This window comes from Streptomyces zhihengii (genome assembly GCF_016919245.1).
Classification (GTDB): Bacteria; Actinomycetota; Actinomycetes; order Streptomycetales; family Streptomycetaceae; genus Streptomyces; species Streptomyces zhihengii.
Map to the genome: position 1 here is coordinate 270,445 of NZ_JAFEJA010000001.1, position 20,254 is coordinate 290,698.

The 20,254-nt window shown below is 75.1% G+C and carries 16 protein-coding genes and 2 pseudogenes; 8 read left to right on the forward strand and 10 right to left on the reverse strand.

Translation table 11 applies throughout. The features are described from left to right. Positions 1-259 precede the first annotated feature (259 nt). Positions 260-1,099, forward strand: coding sequence for a class I SAM-dependent methyltransferase (locus JE024_RS01175; protein WP_205371764.1), 840 nt, complete (start codon positions 260-262; stop codon positions 1,097-1,099). Between the two features lie 374 nt (positions 1,100-1,473). Continuing rightward, positions 1,474-2,310, forward strand: coding sequence for an SCO6745 family protein (locus JE024_RS01180; RefSeq protein WP_205376294.1), 837 nt, complete (start codon positions 1,474-1,476; stop codon positions 2,308-2,310). Positions 2,311-2,388: 78 nt separating this feature from the next. On the opposite strand, the gene JE024_RS01185 is transcribed toward JE024_RS01180, so the two are convergent. Beyond that, entirely contained in the window at positions 2,389-3,177 is a 789-nt protein-coding gene (locus JE024_RS01185) for a PIG-L deacetylase family protein (protein ID WP_205371765.1), read from the reverse strand. A 204-nt stretch (positions 3,178-3,381) separates the two neighbouring features. On the opposite strand from JE024_RS01185, the pseudogene JE024_RS40800 reads away from it, so the two are divergent. From JE024_RS40800 to JE024_RS01195, 3 genes and pseudogenes are all read left to right on the forward strand, one after another. Continuing rightward, positions 3,382-3,888, forward strand: a pseudogene (locus tag JE024_RS40800) (TetR/AcrR family transcriptional regulator); the annotation flags it as partial. A gap of 177 nt (positions 3,889-4,065) precedes the next feature. Beyond that, positions 4,066-4,248: pseudogene (locus JE024_RS42240) on the forward strand (acyl-CoA-like ligand-binding transcription factor); the annotation flags it as partial. 187 nt (positions 4,249-4,435) lie between these two features. Further along, complete coding sequence (locus JE024_RS01195) at positions 4,436-6,076, forward strand: MDR family MFS transporter (RefSeq protein ID WP_205376296.1); 1,641 nt, start codon at positions 4,436-4,438, stop codon at positions 6,074-6,076. 339 nt (positions 6,077-6,415) lie between these two features. Here JE024_RS01195 and JE024_RS01200 read toward each other — a convergent pair whose 3' ends face one another. From JE024_RS01200 to JE024_RS01215, 4 genes are all read right to left on the reverse strand, one after another. Beyond that, complete coding sequence (locus tag JE024_RS01200; RefSeq protein WP_205371766.1) at positions 6,416-8,137, reverse strand: acyl-CoA dehydrogenase family protein; 1,722 nt, start codon at positions 8,135-8,137, stop codon at positions 6,416-6,418. A 65-nt stretch (positions 8,138-8,202) separates the two neighbouring features. After that, a complete protein-coding gene (locus JE024_RS01205) occupies positions 8,203-8,772 on the reverse strand; it encodes a PadR family transcriptional regulator (protein ID WP_205371767.1) in 570 nt (189 codons plus the stop codon). A gap of 156 nt (positions 8,773-8,928) precedes the next feature. Then, on the reverse strand, positions 8,929-10,068 hold the full coding sequence (locus JE024_RS01210) for an AI-2E family transporter (protein ID WP_205371768.1): 1,140 nt from the start codon (positions 10,066-10,068) through the stop codon (positions 8,929-8,931). Between the two features lie 125 nt (positions 10,069-10,193). Further along, on the reverse strand, positions 10,194-10,940 hold the full coding sequence (locus JE024_RS01215) for a MerR family transcriptional regulator (protein ID WP_205371769.1): 747 nt from the start codon (positions 10,938-10,940) through the stop codon (positions 10,194-10,196). A 235-nt stretch (positions 10,941-11,175) separates the two neighbouring features. Here JE024_RS01215 and JE024_RS01220 point away from each other — a divergent pair, with 235 nt between their 5' ends. From JE024_RS01220 to JE024_RS01225, 3 genes are all read left to right on the forward strand, one after another. After that, positions 11,176-12,000, forward strand: a complete 825-nt coding sequence (locus JE024_RS01220) for an endonuclease I family protein (protein WP_205371770.1) — start codon at positions 11,176-11,178, stop codon at positions 11,998-12,000. 419 nt (positions 12,001-12,419) lie between these two features. Then, positions 12,420-13,235: a hypothetical protein gene (locus JE024_RS40805; protein ID WP_244882488.1), complete on the forward strand. Its 816-nt coding sequence runs from the start codon at positions 12,420-12,422 to the stop codon at positions 13,233-13,235. After that, positions 13,190-14,692 (forward strand): FUSC family protein, encoded by a 1,503-nt coding sequence (locus JE024_RS01225; RefSeq protein WP_244882490.1) that lies wholly within the window; start codon positions 13,190-13,192, stop codon positions 14,690-14,692. Before JE024_RS40805 ends, JE024_RS01225 begins: the two co-directional genes overlap by 46 nt. Here the strand turns inward: JE024_RS01225 and JE024_RS01230 are convergent. The 5 genes from JE024_RS01230 to JE024_RS01250 all read right to left on the reverse strand — a co-directional run bounded on the left by JE024_RS01230 (position 14,641) and on the right by JE024_RS01250 (position 20,050). Next, positions 14,641-15,486, reverse strand: coding sequence for an STM4011 family radical SAM protein (locus JE024_RS01230; RefSeq protein WP_205371771.1), 846 nt, complete (start codon positions 15,484-15,486; stop codon positions 14,641-14,643). The two genes, JE024_RS01225 and JE024_RS01230, sit on opposite strands and share 52 nt — an antisense overlap. 11 nt (positions 15,487-15,497) lie before the next feature. Continuing rightward, positions 15,498-16,883 carry an STM4012 family radical SAM protein gene (locus tag JE024_RS01235; RefSeq protein ID WP_205371772.1) on the reverse strand — a complete coding sequence of 462 codons (1,386 nt, stop codon included), beginning with the start codon at positions 16,881-16,883 and terminating at the stop codon, positions 15,498-15,500. Further along, positions 16,880-17,722: an STM4013/SEN3800 family hydrolase gene (locus JE024_RS01240; protein WP_205376297.1), complete on the reverse strand. Its 843-nt coding sequence runs from the start codon at positions 17,720-17,722 to the stop codon at positions 16,880-16,882. The genes JE024_RS01235 and JE024_RS01240 overlap by 4 nt, the downstream gene beginning before the upstream one ends. A 241-nt stretch (positions 17,723-17,963) precedes the next feature. Beyond that, on the reverse strand, positions 17,964-19,103 hold the full coding sequence (locus JE024_RS01245; protein ID WP_205371773.1) for an STM4014 family protein: 1,140 nt from the start codon (positions 19,101-19,103) through the stop codon (positions 17,964-17,966). Beyond that, entirely contained in the window at positions 19,100-20,050 is a 951-nt protein-coding gene (locus JE024_RS01250; RefSeq protein WP_205371774.1) for an STM4015 family protein, read from the reverse strand. The genes JE024_RS01245 and JE024_RS01250 overlap by 4 nt, the downstream gene beginning before the upstream one ends. Between the last annotated feature and the right edge of the window lie 204 nt (positions 20,051-20,254).

Here is a 20,254-nt window from a genome sequence, read left to right on the forward strand (position 1 = left end):
GACGATAGGCAGCGGATACCCTCCAAGGCAAGACAGACATCGGATGTATCGCGGGATTCGACGGGATCGGCCCGCCTCGAACCGGAACGATCCGGGACACGGGCGGCAGGAAGCCGAGGAGGCGACCCGAGGTGGTGACGGCACCGATCGAGGAACATATGACGGAGCCGCCGAGACATCGGATGAACTCGGGGGCCTCGGCGGGCGGCGGCGTTCCTCCCGTGCTGCGGGCGGCGCGGGCCGGCGGGACCATGGGGGCATGGCAGTGGAGACCTCTTCGGCGGACCGTGAACGGCCGCCCGGCGGCGAGGGGCACTACGGCGAACGGATCTTCCGCCCCGGGGACAGCGGCGAGGCGGACCGCATCGATCACGGCGCCCTCGCCTACGACGCGATCACCCTGGCCAGGCTGCGGCGGCTGGGGGCGGGCCCCGGGTGGCGGTGCCTCGACGTGGGCGCCGGCACCGGCAGCGTGGCCCGGGCGCTGCTGCGGGACGCGGGCGTCGCGGAGGTGGTGGCGGTCGACCGGGACACCCGCTTCCTGGCGGAGGATCCGCCGGAGGGCCTGACCCCGCTGGAGGCCGACGTCCTCGCCGACGGCTTCGACCCGGGACGGTTCGACCTGGTGCACGCGCGGTTCGTCCTCATGCACCTGCCGGACCCCGCACGGATGACGGCACGCCTGGCGGGCCTCCTGGCGCCGGGCGGGGTCCTGGTGGTCGGCGACGCGGTCGACCTCACGACCGGAGCCGCGCCCGACGGGCCCGTGACCGCCGCGGTGCGCGCGATGTGGCGGGGCCTGCGGGACACCATCGGCACCAACGTGTCCTGGGTGCCGGACTGCCCGCGCCTGCTGACCGAGGCCGGGCTGGAGTCCGTCGCCGCGGAGATCCATGTCCCGCCCCTGGAGGCCGGCAGCCCGATCAGCCGGTTCTGGGCGGACACCTGGGAGCGGTCGAGGGACGCCATGACGGCCACCGGCCTGGTGGACGACGAGGGCCTGGACGAGGCCCTCCGCAGCCTCGGAGCCGCTGAGTTCGCCGGCTTCTCCCCCGGGATGCTCACCGCCTGGGGGCGGGCGCCGGCGCCCGCGAACTGACGGGCGCCCGACACGGAAGAAACCCGGGCGCGGACCCCGGGGCGTCCGGCGGCGGCCGCCGCTCGAAGCTTTGCGCCCGCCGCTCACGCCCGCGCGCCCGCCGCGCACACCCCCGCGCCGCCGCTCGAAGCCCGTGGGCCGCCGCTCACACCGCGCACGGCCGCCATCTAGTCGTTGACAAGTTCGGTCGCCGTGCGCAATCTTGTCAGTGACAAGTCGGGTCGGGGGTTCCGGCCCGGAAGGGGGATCGCACGATGAACGCGATGAACGCGATGAACGCGATGAACGCGGCGGAGGCGGCGGAGGCGGCGGAGGCGGCGAACGTGACGAACACGGGCGACTCGACGGGCGAGGACCTCGGACAGGTGCGCCGGATGTGGCACCTGCTCGAACCGCTGCACGCCGTCCTGTACTACGCGCCGCAGGCGTTCGACCAGGCGGCGGCGCTCGGCTTCGCGGTCGACGAGCGCTGGCCCGCCTACTTCGCCTGGCGCGCCGCGCCCCTGGGCGAGGCGGGGGCCGGGGACGTGACCGAGGCGTTCCACAGCTTCAGCCCGCGGATGGTCGAGCGGTACGTGCCGGACGCCTGGCGGACCGCCCCGCCCGCGGAGGTCCTCGCGGCCCGGCTGCGCGCCGTGGATCAGGTCTACCGCGCGGTGCTGGGCGAGGGGGCGGGGTCGCACGCACTGGCCGAGGCCGCCGCCCTGGCCCGTCGCGCCGCCGCCGGCGCCGACACCGCCGGACGCCCCCTCGCCGCGCCGAACGCCGCCCTCCCCTGGCCCGAGGAGCCGCATCTGGTGCTCTGGCAGGCCGCGACCGTCCTGCGCGAGCACCGGGGTGACGGCCATGTCACCGCACTGCGGGAGGCGGGGCTCGACCCCGTCGAATCGCTCGTCTCCTTCGCGTCCGTGGGAGCGGCCCCGGCGGAGACCTTCGCGAGCCGCGGCTGGACCGACGCCGAATGGAGCGCGGCGGCCGAACGGCTCGTCGTGCGCGGGCTGATGGACGCCGACGGGGCGGCGACCGACGCCGGCCGCGCGCTGCGGTCCCGGATCGAGCAGCGCACCGACGCCTCGGCGGCCGCGCCCTGGGCCGTGCTCGGCCCGGACGGCACGGCACGGCTGGCCGAACTCCTCGGTGACCCCTGGGTCGCGGTGCTGGGCACCGGTCTGCTGCCCGCGACCAACACCCTGGGCATCGGCCGGATCTGAGGCTTCGGGGGCCGCACGCCGAGGCGGCTTCCGGCATGAGGTCCGCGTGCCGCGAGCGGCACACCCACGTCCGCGGCATCACACCCAGGGTGGCGGGCCGTCCGGGACGAGGGTGTGGACGTCGAAGAGGATCGCGGCCTCCGCGCCGATCGCGGGGCCGCTCGTGCGCGCCATCCAGGTCAGGAACGGGCGCGCCTCGAAGCCGCGTTCGCCGAGTCCGCGGGTGTACTCGGCGTGCGCCTCCAGCGACGCGATGCCGGCGTCCAGCGGCGGGCCGGTGACATCGACGCCGTGGGTCGGCCGGGCCGCGCCGGCGAAGCACACCAGCCGGACGCCGCCCCACGGTTCGAGGCCCTCGTTCGCGAGCTCGGGGAAGACCCACCGGTTGCCCGCGTCCCGTGCGGCGTCCAGCGCGGCGAGGCCGACGACGCGGTGGTCGGCCTGGTTGGTCATCCCGCCGACCATCCGGACGCCGAAGTCGCCGGACACCATGACCTGGGGCCGGTGGCGGCGGACGGCGCGGACGATGTCCCGGCGCAGCCGCGGGCCGCCCTCGATCACTCCGTCGGTGTGGTCGAGGAACTCCACCACACCGACGCCGACCGCCCGGGCCCCGGCGCGTTCCTCCTCCTCGCGCAGCGGACCGGCACGCTCGGGCTCGATGGCGTCGATACCGGCTTCGCCGCGGGTGGCGAGGAGATAGGTGACGGTCTTGCCCTGGCCGGTCCAGCGGGCGACCGCGCAGGCGGTGCCGTACTCGATGTCGTCCGGGTGGGCCGCCACGGCGAGGCAGCGCTGCCAGTCCTCCGGCAGTTCGGGGAGCAGTTCGTGCCGGGCCGTCTCGGTGTCGGAACGGGAAGCGCTCATGGATCCATGATGGTCCCGCCGCCGTGGCCGGGCAGCCCGGGCGGGAGCGGCGCGGGCCTCCTGCCGAGGCGGGGGCGGCGCGGGGCTCATGCCTCATACGGGAGCCGTGACGGGGACGGCGCGGGGCTCGCGCGGACGCCGTGACGGGGGCGGCCGGAGCGGGGTGGCGAAAATATTTTTGCAGGGTCTGCACTTTTGCATATCATGCAGCCCGTGACGGAGAAGAGTGCCGCGGGCAACGGTTTGCGGGAGCGCAAGAAGCGGGCGACCCGCGCCGCTCTCGTGGAGGCGGCGCTGCGGATCGCGGCGGAGCACGGGGCGGAGAACGTCACCGTGGAGACCGTCAGCGAGGCCGCGGGCGTCTCCCCGCGCACGTTCTTCAACTACTTCGACACCCGTGACGACGTGTTCGTCATGATCGACGCCGAGTCGAGCGCCCGGGTGCGCCGGGCCGTACGCGAGGCGCCGCCCGCCGTGCCGCCCCTGGAGGTGCTGCGCGACGCGCTCGCGGCCGAGCTGGCCGAGGTCGAGGAGCAGCACGAGCTGTGGGCGCTGCGCGCGGAGGTGCTGCACCGGTCGCCGCATCTGCTGGCCCGCAGCCTGGGCGCCCACATGGCCGACGAGCTCGACCTCGCCGACGTCCTGGCCGCCCGCATGGAGCACGCCGGGCCCGCCGCGGGCCCGGAAGCCGATCCCGCCCAGGGCCCCGGACACCCCGACAACCCCGCCGCGGGAGCAGCGCCGCCGGAGCACCCCGCGGGGACCGCCCCCGTGACGGAGGACCCCGGGGTCACCGCCGCCGGGCCGGAGCACCCCGCGGGGACCGCCGCGCCGCCCCTGGCGGGGGACGCGCAGGGCACGCCGGACCCCTGCACGGCGGGGCGGGACGGCGGGCCGGGCTCCGAGCTGTATCCGCGTCTGCTGGCCGCCGTGGGCGCCGCCGCCGTGCGGGTCGCCGTGGAGCACTGGTGCGCCCGGCGGGACCGGCTCGCCTTCACCGACGTCTTCCGCCGGACCTTCGACCTGCTCGCCGCCGGGCTGGCCCAGCCGCCCGGGGCGGGCGCCGACTGACCCCCTCCCCGCCGGACCGCCCACGACCGCCCCCGACCCGGGGCCGGCGGGCGGCCCCGCGATCCGGGACTGGTGGTTGCCTGGGGCATTCACCGCTCCCGGGACCTCCCCGACCGACAGCAACCGACCCACCGAGAGAGATGTCGTGACCGCAACACCGGCGCCCGCCGAGGCGCCACCCACGTCCATGACCGAACGCCAGATACTCCAGGCCATGTCGGGCCTGATGGCCGGCATGTTCGTCGCCATCCTGGCCGGCACCGTGGTGGCCAACGCGCTGCCCCGGATCATCGCCGACCTGGGGGCCAGCCAGTCGGCCTACACCTGGGTCGTCGTCTCCGAACTGCTCGCCATGACGGCCACCGTGCCGCTCTGGGGCAAGCTGTCGGACCTCTACAACAAGAAGCTGCTGCTCCAGCTCTCCCTCGGCATGTTCGTCGTCGGGTCGCTGCTGGCCGGCTTCTCCCACGGCGTCGAGCTGCTGATCTTCAGCCGCGTCGTCCAGGGCATCGGCGCGGGTGGGCTGACCGCCCTGGCGCAGGTCGTCATGGCCGCCGTGATCCCGCCGCGGCGGCTCGGCAAGTACGCCGGCATCTTCGGCGCCGTCTTCGCCGTGGGCACCGTGGCCGGACCGCTGATCGGCGGTGTCATGGTGGACACCTCGTGGCTCGGCTGGCGCTGGTGCTTCTTCATCGGCGTGCCGTTCGCGCTGCTGGCGATCGTGCTGCTCCAGCGCACGCTCAAGCTGCCCACCGTCCGGCGCCGTGACGCCAAGATCGACTACCTGGGCGCGTTCCTGCTGGTCGCCGGTGTCTGCGCCCTGCTGATCTGGGTGTCGCTGGCCGGCAACAGCTTCGACTGGGCGTCCTGGCAGACCGCCGCGCTCACCGGTGGCGGTGTGCTCCTGCTCGCCGCCGCGGTCTGGGTCGAGGCGCGGGTGCCGGAACCGATCATCCCGCTCACGATCTTCCGCAACCGCACCGTCACCCTCACCACCGTCGCCAGCCTGCTGGTCGGCGTGGCCATGTTCGGCGGCACGGTCTTCCTGTCGCAGTACTTCCAGGTGTCCCTCGGCAAGTCGCCGACCGTCGCGGGCCTGATGAGCCTGCCGATGATCCTCGGCCTGCTGGTCTCCTCCACCATCGCGGGCCAGATCATCAGCGCCACCGGCCGGTGGAAGGTGTACCTGGTGGCCGGCGCGGTCGTGATGGCGGCCGGGCTCGCGCTGCTCTCCACCATCGACGCGGACACCGGCTTCGGGCTGCTCAGCCTGTACATGGCCGTGCTCGGCATCGGTGTGGGTCTGCTGATGCAGAACCTCGTGCTCGCCGCGCAGAACGACGTCCCCGCGGCGGAGCTGGGCGCGGCGACCTCCGTGCTGTCGTTCTTCCGCAGCATGGGCGGGACCGTCGGCACCAGTGTGCTCGGCGCGATCCTGGCCAACCGGGTCGCCAGTGAGATGACCAAGGGCTTCGAGGAGGGCGGGATGGCCACCGCCGGCGGCGGGGCCGCCGGGCACGGGGCCGTCCCGGACATGTCGACCCTGCCCGAGCCGGTGCGCGCCGTCGTGGAGCACGCGTACGGGGTGGCCACCGCCGACCTGTTCCTGATCGCGACGCCGTTCGCGCTGCTGGCGCTGGTCGCGGTGGTGTTCATCAAGGAGAAGCCGCTGAAGACCACCAGCGGCATGGAGCGCCTCGCGGAGGAGGCGGCGGCCGCGGGCACCCCGGCCGCCGATGCCGCCGTCGCGGAGCCGGCCGCCGCCGGGACCGGGCCGCGCGAGGGCGGACCGGGCGCCGGCGGCACCGAGGCCGCCCGGGTCGGCTGACCCGGACCGCTCACGGGCGCCGGGTGTCTCCTGCCGGCAGGAGACACCCGGCGCCGTCGTATCCGCGGCGCCGGGGCGACAGGGGGGACAGGGGACGACGGCGCACCGCAGCGGGCCGGAGCGGGCCGGGGACGACGCGGTGCACGGCGGGCTGGAGCGGTACGGGCGCACGGCCGCACCGCGGTGCGCCAATGCGGGCCGGGGACGACGGTGCACGGCGGGGCGGAGCGGTACGGGCGCACGGCCGCACCGCGGTGCGCCAATGCGGGGCGGGCACACGGCCACGCCCGGCGGGCCGGTGCGGGCCGGGCACACCGCCCAGCACCGGCCCGTGCGCCGTTACGGCGCCATCTCGTACGTGCCCGAGAGGGACTCCACGCGCGCCCACACGCGTGCCGAGCGGTTCTCGTCGACGACCGGGCGGCGGACGGCGCCCAGCGCCCAGTCCTGCTGCGCGGCGGTGGCGGAGTCCTTGCCGTGGAGGTCGACGGCGTAGGCCGAGAAGTCGCGGACGAGCACGGCGAACAGCTCGTCGAGCACGTCCTCGTCGGTGCCCGTGGCGCCCGCCTGCTCCAGGACGAGCTGCCCGTGGACCACGAGGGCGAACAACTGGCCCACCGCCAGCAGCAGGTCGAGGTCGCGGCTCTGCTCCTCGCCGGGGGCGGCGGTGCGGACGAACTCGCACAGGGCGTCCGCCTGCTCGCGGAAGCGGGCGACGTTGGGCAGGTGCTTGTGGGCGTCGAAGGCCGGCCGCCAGTCGTGGAACCGGACCGAGCCCAGACCGCGCGCGGGGCCCTGGCGGAAGAGGAAGCCGTCGTCGGCGGCGTCGTGGCGGGTGGGCACCGGCGGGAACTCCGCGGGGTCCAGCAGGTGGTTGCGGAGGAACTTCAGGATCAGCGCCAGGTTGACGTGGACCGTCCCCTCCAGCTTGGGCAGGCCGCGGATCTCGACGGCGGCCTGGCCGAAGTAGGTGTCCTTCTCGAATCCCTTGGCGGCGATGACGTCCCAGAGGAGGTCGACGACCTTCTCCCCCTCGGTCGTCACCTTCATCTTCGTCATCGGGTTGAAGAGGAGGTAGCGCCGGTCGTCCGGCCCGGCGGTGCGGAAGTAGTCGACGGCGCGGTCGCTGAAGAGCTTCATCCCGGCGAGCCGCACATAGGCGTCCGTCAGCTCGCGCCGCACGTGCGGGAAGGCGGTGACGGGCCGGCCGTAGAGGATCCGGTTGTGGGCGTGGGTGACCGCCTCGTACATCGCGTGCTCGCAGATGCCGATGGAGGCGGTGCAGAGGTTGAACTTGCCGACGTTGACGGTGTTGAGCGCGGCGTCGAAGGCGGCCCGCCCGGTGTGCAGCACGTCCTGCGGCGCGACCGGGTAGTCCCGGAGGCGGAACTCGCTGACGTACTTGGAGGAGTCGACGACGTTCTTGACCAGGTGGTAGGCGTCGTGGCGGCTGTCGGCGGCGAAGAAGACGTAGCCGTCGGGGCCCTCCACATCGGTGCGGCGGCCGAAGACCGACACCAGGCCGGCCTTGTTGCCGTTGCCGATGTAGTACTTGGATCCGTTCGCCCGGAAGCCGCCCTCGCCGTCGGGCTCCAGCAGCATGTCCGTCGAGTAGATGTCGGCGCCGTGGGCCTTCTCCGACAGGCCGAAGGCGAACACCTCGCCCTGGGCGAGCAGGTCGGCGGCGCGGGCGCGGGCGGCCGCGTTGTCGCTCTGCCATACCGGCCCGAGGCCGAGGACGGTGACCTGCCAGGCGTACCAGTAGTCGAGGCCGTAGAAGCCGAGGATCTCGTTGAGGGCGGCGATCCTGGCGGTGTCCCAGCGCTTGTCCGGGTCGCCGGCCCCCTCGGCCTCGGGGGTGAGGAAGGTCGCGAACAGCCCCTCCCGGGCCGCGAAGTCGAGGAAGTCGCCCAGCCACGCGCGGGTGCGGTAGTCCTCGATCAGCCGCCGCTTGCCGCGGCTCTCGAACCAGTCGACCGTCGCGCGCAGCAGCCTGCGGGTCTCGGGGTCGAAGTGGGCCGGGTCGTAGGTGCGGGGGTTGAACAGCAGCGGGTCGCTCATGGTGCGGGCGCCTTCCGGACGGGGTCGGTCGTGGTCGGGGGGAAGTCGGGGGTGCGGGCGGGCGCTCAGCCGCCGGGCCCGAGCCGGCGCAGGGTGTCCAGGACGTCGTCGAGCCAGGCGGTCATCATCCGTTCGTAGGCGATGCCGCCGCGCAGCACGGCGTGCTGGAGCTCCCGTCCGGGGTCGGGCGCCGCGCCGGGCGGCCCCTCGCCGGTGCCGGGCGGGAAGTCGCGTGCCTGCCCCGCGAGATAGTGGGCGAGCTGGTCCTCGTGCATCCGGCGGTGGCGTTCGACCTCGGCGATCAGTCCGGCCGGCTCGTCGAACGCGGCACCGCGGATCTTGACGGCGATCTCGTGGCGCACGCTCTCCGGTTCGATCGGTTCGTGGAGCCAGCCCGCGAGGGCGGAGCGGCCGGCCGGCGACACCGAGTACTCCTTCTTGTCCGGCCGCCCCTGCTGTGCCACGTCGAGCACGTCGACCCAGCCGTCGGCGGCCATGCGCTTGAGGACGCGGTAGATCTGCTGGTGGGTGGCGGTCCAGAAGTAGCCGATGGACCGCTCGAAGCGCCGGGCCAGCTCGTAGCCGGAGCCGGGCTTCTCCAGCAGGGAGACGAGGATCGCGTGCTCGAGGGCCATGCCGCGATCCTGCTATGCAACTCGTTGCATAGACAAGGGAGGCCCCGGGCCTGAGACACGCTTCACACGACGACGCCCCGCCACGGCGGCCGGGGCACGGAGTGCGCCGGGCGTGGCGGGGCGGTCGGGGCCGGGGCGGGGCGGGCGGCCGTCCGGTCAGGAGGCGAGGGCGGCGCGGGCCGGTTCCGGGTCGGTCTCGGGGTCGGCGTCCGGACCGCCTTCCGGTCCGGAGGGCGGGTCGGTGAGCTGCTCGCGCACGTAGTTCCAGACCACCGCGATCAGCGCGGCGGCGGGGACGGCGAGCAGGCTGCCGACGATGCCGGCCAGGCTGCCGCCCAGGGTCACGGCGAGCAGGACCACACCGGCGTGGAGGCCCAGCCCGCGGCTCTGGATCATGGGCTGGAAGACGTTGCCCTCGAGCTGCTGCACCACGACGATGACGGCCAGCACGATCAGCGCGTCCGTCACACCGTTCGACACCAGCGCGATGAGCACGGCGACGAAGCCCGCGAACAGGGCGCCGATGATGGGCACGAACGCGCAGAGGAAGGTGAGCACGGCCAGCGGGAACACCAGCGGGACGTCCAGGACCCACAGTCCGATGCCGATGAGGACGGCGTCCAGCAGGCCGACCGCCGCCTGGGAGCGGACGAAGGCCCCCAGGGTGTCCCAGCCGCGCTCCGCCACGGTGGGGACGTCGGCCGCGAGGCGGCCGGGGAGCTGCCGGGCGAGCCACGGCAGGAAGCGGGGGCCGTCCTTGAGGAAGAAGAACATCAGGAAGAGCGCGAGGACGGCGGTCACCACGCCGTTGACCACGGTGCCCACGCCGGTGGCGAGGGTGGTGAAGATGCTGCCGACGCTGTCCTGGAGGCGTGCGGTCGCGGAGTCGAGCGCGGTGGTGATCTGGTCGTCGCCGATGTTCAGCGGCGGACCGGCGGCCCATTCGCGCACCCGCTGGATGCCCTCGACCACCCCGTCGGCCAGCTCGCCGGACTGCGAGGCCACCGGGACGGCGATCAGGGCGACGGCGCCGGCGGTGACCGCGAGGAACAGCACGGTGACCACGGAGGCCGCGAGGGCGGGCGGCCAGCCGTGCCGACGCAGGAAGCGTGCGAAGGGCCAGGTCAGCGTGGTGAGGAGCAGGCCGACGACGAGGGGCCAGACGACCGACCACATACGGCCGAGAAGCCAGAGCACCACCGCGGTCCCCACGAGGACCAGCAGCATCTCCATCGATATGCGCGCCGACGCACGGAGTGCGGCACGGGTTCTCGCAGGGCTCAATGAGGCAGACATGCGGATCACCTTATGCGGCTCCGGACACCCCTCCTCGCCACGTCCGGGCCCCGGCAGCCCCCCGCCCCGGGACCGTGACCGGCCCCGGGGCGGGGGGAGTTGCCGGGCGGCGGTCCGGCGGCGGTTCAGCCGTCGAGCCGGCGCTCCGCGTAGACGGTGAGCGCGTCGCGGACGAACGCCGCCGTGCCCTCGGCGTGCCGGTCGTAGTGGACGCCGAAACGCGGGTCGCCGACGTAGAGTTCGCCGAGCCCGATGACGTAGGGGCGGGTGACGCGGACCGGTCCGGAGAGCCAGTCGCAGTGGCGCCGCGCGATGTCCTGGACCTCGTCGTCGTCCGGCGCCCGGCCCGCGGTGAAGGCCGCGGCGAAGTCGGCCGCGATGGCCTCCTGCCGTTCCTTGAAGCCGCGTTTCTCCTCGTCGGTGAGCGAGCGCCACCACCGGTCGCCGCTCGCGTAGGCCTCGCGGCCCCAGCGTTCGGTGACCTCCTGCTCGTACCGTGTGTGGTCGAAGCCGTCCAGTACTTCCTCGGGCATGAGCCGCTCTCCTCGCGTCGTCTTCTCCAGAGTGGTCCGCACGGCGGCGATCTGCCGTCCGATGCGTTCGCGTTCCTGTTCCAGCAGTTCCAGGTGTGTCCGCAGGGCCTCGGCGGTCTCCTGCTCCCCGGCGAGTACCTCGGCGATCGCCGGCAGCGACAGGCCGAGACGGCGCAGCAGCAGGATGCGCTGGAGGCGCACCAGCTCCTCCTGCCCGTAGTACCGGTAGCCGTTGCCGCCGACGCGGCTCGGGGCCAGCAGCCCGAGTTCGCCGTAGTGGCGCAGCGTCCTGCTGGTGGTGCCGGCGCGGCGCGCGATGTCCTGGATCGACCACTCCATGACCGGAACGGTAGAAGTTGACGTTGCGGCAAGGTCAACCCGGGCCGCCGGGAACGGGCGGGACCGCCGCCGGCCGCCCGGATTCACCGCCTCGGCACGACATGGGCGCAAGGTGTCCACCCGACGCTGTCATGCGCGTGACATTCTCCCGAGTTCGAACACCCCGGCCGTCCCGTCCGCGTCCGTGCTCCGCCGCCGGACGGGCGGCTCCGAACAGGAGAGGACTCCCCCACACATGTCCGCTCATCGTCCGACCACCCGCCGGCGCCGCCGGCGCTCGGCCGCCGTCCTGCTCGCCGTCGCCGCCGTGGCCGTGCCCTCGGCCGCCGTGGCGACCCAGCAGGACCACTCCCCCGCGGCGAGCGCGGCCACCGCCCTCGACGACACCTACTACCAGGACGCGCTCGGCAAGTCCGGCGCCGACCTCAAGGCCGCCCTGCACACCATCGTCGGCGAGCAGACCAAGCTCTCCTACGACCAGGTGTGGGACGCGCTGAAGACCACGGACGAGGATCCGGCCGACGCGTCGAAGGTGATCGACCTCTACACCGGCCGTTCCCTGCCGAAGTCCGACAACGGCGGCGGCGAGGACCAGTGGAACCGTGAGCACGTCTGGGCCAAGTCCCACGGCGACTTCGGCACGGCGACCGGCCCCGGCACCGACATCCACCATCTGCGGCCGACCGACGTCTCGGTCAACTCCACCCGCGGCAACAAGGACTTCGACAACGGCGGCGGCGAGGTCGGCGAGGCACCCGGCAACTACACCGACGACGACTCCTTCGAACCGCGCGACGCCGTCAAGGGCGATGTCGCCCGCATGATCCTCTACATGGCCGTCCGCTACGACGGCGACGACGGCTTCGCCGACCTCGAACCCAACGACCAGGTGGACAACGGCTCGGCTCCCGCGATCGGCCGCCTCTCGGTGCTCAAGCAGTGGAGCGCCGAGGACCCGCCCGACTCCCTGGAGCAGAACCGCAACGAGGCGATATTCGGCATCCAGAAGAACCGCAACCCCTTCATCGACCATCCGGAATGGGTCGACTCGATCTGGTAGGAGTTCCGGCGGGAGCGCACCGGCGTCCGCCCGTCCGCCCGGACCACACCGTCCGCCCCGGGGCCCGGCCCCGGGGCGGACGGCGGCCGTCCAGGGCGCGTACGGGGCGTCGCCCCGGTGGAGCGCGGCCGTCGCGGGCCCCTGCGGCCCGGTGGACGGCGGTCCGTCTGATCGTCACCACGGCGGCCGGGCCGGCCGGCCCCGCCGGTCAGGCCGACACGTCCCCCTCGGTCCGCCGCGCCGGCCGTGCCCGCGGCCGGCGGCGTCGACGACGCGCCGCCTCGCGGCGCGGTTGCGGAGATCCCGCACGCCCCGGGGAGCGGCGGGCCCGCGGTCGCGATGACAGGCGCGCGTGCGTGCCGACAATGGGAAGTACGGCGGCGGGGGCGTCCCGGGGCGGGGCCGCGGAGAGGAGCGCCATGCCCGGGTGGCATTCGTCCCCCGACCGCGTGCAGGCCGTGCGCCGCGCGGTGCGCGTCAGCGTCGCCGCGAGTGCCGGGTTCTACACCGCCCGGTACCTGCTGGACGAGCCTGCCGTGGCGCTGTACGCGCTCTTCGCGCCGATCGCCCTCGGCATCCTGTCGCAGATCCCCGGCGGCGGCCGGGACCGCGCCCTCGTGGTGCTGCGGGTGCTGCCGATCGCCGCGGCGCTCACCGCGCTCGGCACCGCGCTGGCCGTCGGGACACTTCCCGCGGTCGCCGGGATGCTGCTGGTCGGCTTCGTGCTCGCCTTCGGGGCGGTGTGCGGCCCGGCACCCGCCGGGGTGGCCCCCGGGCTGCTGCTCTTCTACATCCTGGCCTGCTTCCCGCCCTACGCGCCGGACACCCTGCCCGAGCGGCTGCTGGGGCTGACGGCCGGCTGTCTGCTGCTGGCGCTCTGCGAGTGGCGGCTGCTCCCCGCGCCCGGCGACGTCGGCTACCGGGAACGAGTCGCCCGGGCGCTGGACACGGCGGGGCGGGCGGCCCGGGCGGCGGCGGCGGCGGCGGCCCGGCGGATCCCGCGCCGGCCGGTGAGCTGCGCGCCGCCGGGCAGGCCCTGCGGCTGTCCCGGCTGCCGCCGGCCGTGCGGCCCACCGGCGCGAGCCGCACCGACCGGGCGCTGGCGCACACGGGATCGGCGACCCGGCGACTGCTGGACCAGCTCGCGCGCGCCGCCGAGCAAACCGCTCCCCCGCCCGCCCGCGACCCGGTGTCGGCGCACCTGGTCGCCGGGATCGCCGCCGAGTGCGCCCTGATGGCACGGAACCTGCGCGGCGAACGGCCCGTGCCGGGGGCGGAGATGCTGGAGGAGATGGTCGAGGACTTCCTGCGCGCCCGCGCACGGGCGGCGGACGCCCGCGAGCCGGTCCCTCCGGACGTCCTGCGACGGCGGTCGGCCGTCCTCGCCCAGGCCGCGTCGGCCCTCACGGCGCGGGCCGCCCTGTCCATCGGGATCGGCGGGCGGCGCCGCGTCCCGGGGCTGCCGGCCCAGCAGCTCTGGTACGCGGCGCCGTCGGCGGCGTCGCTCTGGCTGCGCCGGCTGAGAGGCAACATGACGCTGCGCTCGGTCGTCTGCCAGAACGCCCTGCGCACCGCCCTCGGGCTGGGGGCGGCGCGGCTGGTGGCCGGTTCGCTGGACCTGTCCCACGGCTTCTGGGTGCTGCTCGCCGTGCTCACCCTCGGGCGCACGACCGCGGGGGCCACCTGGACGGCCGTCCGCCCGGCCGCGGTGGGCACCCTGGCGGGCGCGCTGGCCGCCGGGGCGCTGGTGCTGTGGGCGGGCGGCGCCACCGACGTGTACGCGGCGCTGCTGGCGCCGACCATGGTCCTGGCCTTCACGGTGGGGCCGCTGGCGGGGCTCGCCTGGGCCCAGGGTCTGTTCACCCTGGTCGTCTCCACGGCCTTCGCCCAGCTCGCCCCGATCACCTGGCGCATCGGCGAGGCCCGGGCCGTCGACGTGCTGACCGGCTGCGGCATCGGCCTGGTCTGCGGGGTGCTGGCCTGGCCGGCCGGCGCGGCCGGCGAGGTGCGGCGCGGCATGTCCGGGATGCTGCGCCGGGCCGCGCCGCTGGTCCCCGCCACGGTGGCGGCGGCGCTGCCGCCCGTCGCGCCGCCGCGGGCCGGTGCGGCGGAGTCCCCCGAGGCGGGCGGCGGGGCGGGGCCGGACACCCTGCACCGGCTGCGTCTCGCCGAGGCCGCCTACGCGCAGTTCCGCAGCGAGCCCGGGGGCGGCCACCGGGACGGCGGTCCCGACTGGCCCGCGGCCATCAACTGCGGTGTGCACATCCTGGTGGGCGCCCACTGGCTGCCCCGCAACGCGGCCCGGGAGGCGCCCGACGAGGTGGTCGGCCCCGCCGTGGCCGCCTGGGCGCGGGAGGCCGCGGACGCCACGGCGGCCGCGCTCGTCGGTGCGGCGCGCTTCCCGCCGGGCGGTGTGCGGGCCGCCCCGGTGCGCCTCCCGGCGGAACTGGAGCGCTCGGTGCCCGCGAGGGCGCTGCCCCTGCTGACCGACGTGGAGCACTGGCTGGAGTCGCTGGCGGCCGAACTCACGGCCCTGGGCGGCGACGGCCCGGCCCGGGAGCACGGTGATCCGTCGCCCTCGGCGGCGCGCGGCGGCGGCGGGGGGCCGCCGGCCGATGGCGCCGTCGGCGACCACGGAGCTCAGCCGCCCGCGGGGACGCGTTCCAGCACTCCGCCGGCGAAGACGTCGTAGAGGGGCAGGGTCTCCAGATGGACGTAGCCGATGTGGCAGTCGCAGACCGCCAGCGGGCAGGCGCGGGGCCGCAGGGCCGCCCGGTAGCTGCCGTCGTACAGATTGCCCAGCTCGGCCTTGACGAAGTGGCAGCGCCGGACCGTGCCGTCGCCGTCGACGGACACCACCGACTCGCCGGTGCGGCAGGGCAGTCCGGCCGAGCGGTGGGGATGGCGGCTGTACGGGAACAGCGGGTCGATCTCCGTCCAGCGGGCGGCCTCCGGGTCGGTGTAGCGGTGGCCCTCGGCGGCGTTGATCCAGAGGTACACCTCCGCGGGCAGGTCGCCGCGCAGCCGGCGGGCCTCGTCCAGATGGTCCGGCAGGCCGACCATCCCGACGCTGTGGCGCACGCCCGCCGCCGTCAGCTCGCGGCATTTGGCGAGGAAGCGGTCGTAGGGCGTCTGGCCCGGGTGGTAGGTGCACCACAGGGCGAGGGTGTCGCGGTCGGCGTCGGCGGTCCACGCCGTCCGGCAGGACAGGTTGGTCTGGATGGCGACCCGGCGGACGTGCGGGAGATGCGACAGCTCCACGAGCGCCCGGCGGTACCAGGAGCGCACCAGCCCTTCGCCCCAGGGCGTGATCAGCACCGACAGCCGGTCCCGCGTGTTCGCCGCCGCCCACGCGGTGAAGCGCTCCAGGGCCGCGCGGTCGGCCGTCAGCGCGGCCCGGGTGTCGCGGCGCTTGGCGAACGGGCAGTAGGGACAGTCGTAGTCGCAGGAGGCGAGCGGCCCGCGGTAGAGCAGTGTCAGGTCCATCCCGGCATCCCTCACTTGCGCTCGTAGGCGGCCATCGCCGCGCGGACGGCGGGTGAGAAGAGGGCCGGGCCGACGGCGTCGGAGTGGGCGAGCCCCTCGGGCGTCAGCCGCAGGGCGCCGGGCGCGGCGGTGTCGTCGGCGAGCCAGCCCCGGGCGGCGAACTCGGCGAGCTCGGCGGGGAAGTCGTCCCACGGCCCGGTGCCGAACCGTGCCGTGTACGCGGCGACGGGCATGCCCTCCGCCTGGAGCAGCGACTGGAGCAGATGGCGGCGGCGGGCCTCGTCGCCGTCCATCCGGCGGCCGTGGTCGGCCCGTGCGAAGTCGGCCCCGGTCCGCTCGACGTAGTCGTCGACGATGGTGCGGATCTGGCGCATGTCCACGGCGTAGTCGAACGAGTAGTGCAGGTCCGGGGTGTAGGAGCGGGCGCCGCAGCCGAGTCCGACCATGCCGTCCGTCTGGCAGGCGTGGTCGCCGGCCGAGGACTCGGGGGCGCCGGACCGCCGGAACATCCGCATCGAGACCTGGGTGTACCCGGCGTCGAGCAGCAGGTCCCGGCCGTACCGGTACAGGGCGAGGCGCCGGCTGTCCCAGGCCGCGTCGGAGAGCGGTTCGGGCAGGCGGCCGAGACCGGTGAGCGGGCGGACGTAGAGCGGGTAAAGGTACAGCTCCTCGGGGCGCCAGGCGAGCGCCGCCTCCAGGGAGGCGCGCCAGGTGTCCTCGCTCTGGCCGTCGATCCCGTAGATGAGGTCGATGTTGAGCACGGGTATCGCGGCGTCGCGGATGCGGCCGAGCGCGGCCTCGACCTCGGCCCGCTTCTGCGGCCGGACGGCTGAGCGGGCCTCGGCGTCGACGAAGCTCTGCACGCCGAGGCTCAGCCGGGTGGTTCCGCGGTCGGCGAGGACGGACAGCCGGTCGGCGGTCGCGGTGGCCGGCGACGCCTCCACCGACAGGGGCACGGCCCGCAGATCGGCGCCCATGGTGTGCTCGGCGATGTCGCACAGGCGCGACAGCTCGGCGGCGGTGAGGAAGGTGGGGGTGCCGCCGCCGAACGCCGCGGCGGCGAACCGGACGTCCGCGCCGTCCGCCGCGAGCGCGTCGCGGACGGCGCGCGCCTGCCGCTCCAGGGCGTCGAGGTAGGCCCCGGTGAGCCCGTCCGGGGCGCCGATCCGGGTGAAGAGGTTGCAGAAACCGCAGCGGACCTCGCAGAACGGGATGTGCGCGTAGAGCGCGAGGGCGTCCTTGGACCGGCCGGCCCACAGCTCGCCGAGTGCGGGCCGGTCCGCCAGCGGGCGGTAGGCGGTCTTGTGGGGGTAGGCGTAGACGTAGCTCTCGTAGGGCCGCCGGACGGGTGCGGTGCCGGGCTCCGCGGGCGCGCTCGTGGTGGTGGGCGTGGTCATCGCGGGGCTCCTGCGGTGGCGGGCGGCGGGGCGGGAGCGTCCTGCTCCAGGAAGAAGTGCGCGTAGGGGACGGTCCACACCGCGTCGTGGGCGAGCCGGTGGCCGGTGTAGCCGCCGTCCCCGTAGGTGGTGCCGTGGTCGGAGCAGACGACGGCGAAGCAGCGGCGGCGGCTGCGCATCGCGTCGAAGAGGCGCCCGATGTGGCGGTCGACGTACTCCAGGGCGGCGGCGTGGGTCTCCACCGAGTCGCCGTCGGCCGCGCTCGCGCCCGGGGCGTGGAACCAGTTGGGCTGGTGCAGGGCGGAGACGTTGACGAAGAGGAACAGCCGCCGGCCGACCGGCAGCCGGGCCACCACCTCCTCCGCGCAGGCGACCTGCTCCTCGAAGGACGTCGGCGACGCGACCCCGAACGAGGGCTCCCAGTGGGCTTCCTGGAACATGCCGGGCAGCACCGATCCGAGGGCGTCCCTGCGGTTGAAGAACCCGACGCCGCCGACGCAGACGGTGCGGTATCCGGCTTCGGCGAGGCCCGAGACGAGGTCGGGGGTGTCGAACACCCAGGTGCGCTCGGCCGTCGACTCGCTCCCGGCGAAACGTGCGGCGAACAGCCGGGGATGCGGTCCGGGCGAGGCTGGCGTCGGCAGGAAGCCGGCGAACATCGCCTGGTGCGAGGCGTAGGTGAAGCTGCCGGGCGCGTGCCGGCGCTCCCAGGCGCCGCCGGGCAGGTGGGCCGCCAGATGCGGGATGCGGCCCTCGGCGACCAGTCGGCGGGCGACGTCGTACCGCAGGGTGTCGAGGGTGACGAGGAGGATGTCGTCGCGGCCGACGACCTCCCGCATGTCGGGCGCCTCGCGGGAGTCGGGCGGCCCGGGGTTGCGGAGGTCCGTGCCGGGCGCCTCGCGGGAGTCGGGCGGCCCGGGGTTGCGGAGGTCGGTGCCGGATGCCCGGCGAGGGGCGGCGGCGGGGCTCCGCGGGCCGTCGGGTGCCTGGTGGTGGGCGGCGGGGCTCACGGGGCCGGTGCCGGAGGGTGGGCTGTGCATGGGTGGTCCTGTCGTACGGGCGGCGGCGGGGCCGCCGGTGTCATGGGCGCGCGGGTGCGGGGGCGGTCCGGGACCGGGCGTACGCCGCCACCTGGGCGGCGTACGTGTCGGCGCCCGCCGCGGGGCCCTCGGGCAGCCCGGTGAGACCGGGCAGCAGATCGCCGAAGGCGTTGACCTCGCCGACGGTGAACCGCCGCCACCCGGTGGCCGGGAGCACGTCGACGCCGACGCACGGGGTGCCGGGGAAGACCGCCGCGGTGGCCTCGCACATCCGCAGCAGGCCGTCGAAGGAGGCACCGGCCGCGGCGACGGCGGCGCGCACCTCGTCGAGGTCGCCGCGGGCGCCGCCGAGGTGGAGGTTGGTCAGCGGCCCGGCGGCCGTGCGGACGACGGCGTGGGTGGCGCGGCCCGCGACGGCCACCACCCGCAGGTCGGCCGACCTGCCGTGCTGGGAGGCCTTGGGCAGCCAGCGCTCGACGTGGAGTCCGTCGGGCGCGAGGGCGTCGGTGATGGCGCCGATCGTCCGCTCGTCCTCGTAGCGCCTGACGCGCAGCGAGTTGTGCAGTGCGCCGCCGGACGTGCGCTCGACCGAGGTGGTGGCGCGGATCCGGCCGCCGGCGCCCGTCTCGACGGCCATCACCCCGGACGCGGACGAGCCGTGCGCCGGCTTCACGAACACCCGGCGCAGCCCGGGGCGGGCGAGCAGCGCGCGCAGGTCGGGCCAGCCGCGCACCGGCGCCGCCGCCCCCGAGGTCGGGGACGGCGGCACGGGCACGCCCGCGCGGTCGAGCGCGGCGTGGCACTGCCGCTTGTCGAACAGCACGGCCAGCTCGGCCGGTTCGCCGAGCAGGGTGCCCCCGGCGGCGCGCACGCCGTGGGCGATCCCCTCGACGGCCGCCAGGAAGGACCGGTACCAGCGGGCACCGCCCTCGACCCGGGTCGGGTCGGTGACGCCGCGCAGCAGCAGGTCGGTCGGCCGGTCCTCGCCGGGCGACTCGATGCGCACCGCGTCGCCGTCCCGGAACCGGGCGGTGCCGGCGAGCACCCGCGCCCAGGGGACGACGCGCGCCGGCGGGTGGCCGGCGGCGCGCAGGGCCGCCTGGAAGAGGGTGACCCGGCGGTGGCCGGGGTGCCCCACGATCGCCGTGCACGGCGGTGCGGCGACGGGGGCGGGGCTCACTCGGCCACCGCGGTGTAGCGGTCCTCGCGGGCGCCCCGGCCGGTGTTGCCGTCCGAGAGGTCGACCTCGACGCCGTAGGGGGCGAGAGCCTGGGTCAGCCGCTCGGCGACGGGGGCGCTGATGAAGTGGTGGTGGAGGTCGAGCCTGCGCAGATGGGTGAGGGGCTGGCCCTCCAGCAGCGCGGCCGCGCCCTCGTCGCCGAGGGTGCCCATGGAGAGGTCGAGTTCGGTGAGCCGGGCGACGACGGGGGCGCCCGCGAGGGCGGTGGCGATCTCGCTCTGGATCTCGCTGTTGCGCAGGGCGAGCCGCCGCAGCGCGGGCAGTCTGCCTCCGGTGAGGAACGGTTCCAGGTCCGCCACGTGGGCGTCCGCGCCGTACCAGGAGACGCCGAGCCACAGGTCAAGGTCCTCCAGCGCAGGGAGGTCGCTGTCGGCGACGCCGCGGACGACCTCCTTCCGCAGGCCGCCGGTCTCGATCCGCAGCAGCCGCAGCGCGCTGTGGGCGACGGGCGGGAAGACCAGCCCCTCACCGCCGCGCACGCCGAACGCCTCCAGGCGCGGGAAGGCGGTCAGCAGCGGGGTGACGTCGGACTGGTGGATCCAGGAGATCTCGCACTCCTCGTACGTGATGTCCCCGACGAACAGGGCGCGCAGGCCCGGCATCCGGTCCGCCGCGGCGACGAGCGCCGCGACGATCTCCTCGTTGGACGAGTCGTAGGCCTCGGTCCAGCCGCCGACGACGAGTGCCCGGACCTCGGAGAGGTCCACCGTCGCGGCGAACCGGGCGAAGGCGGCGGGCCATTCCTCCTCGCCGTCGTACACGTCCGCGGAGATCCGCCAGGCGACGGAGCCCGCGTCGGGCAGCGGCTCGTCCGGCTTCTCGCCGGGCCCGGGGAAGTCGACGGCAGGGAGCCCGCCCCACTCGCTCATGTGGTGCCCGATGGTCATGCGCGCTGCTCCTGGAATCGGTGTTCGGACCTGGCGACGTCAGTTCTACCAAGCCCCGCCGACAACGCCCCCCGCCCGGTGGGGACAACGCCCCGCCCGCTCCAGGAGGCGGTGCCTCCGGCACGCCGTCGGGGGCCGTTGTCGGACCCCCGCCGTAGCGTGGAACACCGGAACGACCGGTCCGAGCGGGCCGGTGGGAGGGGA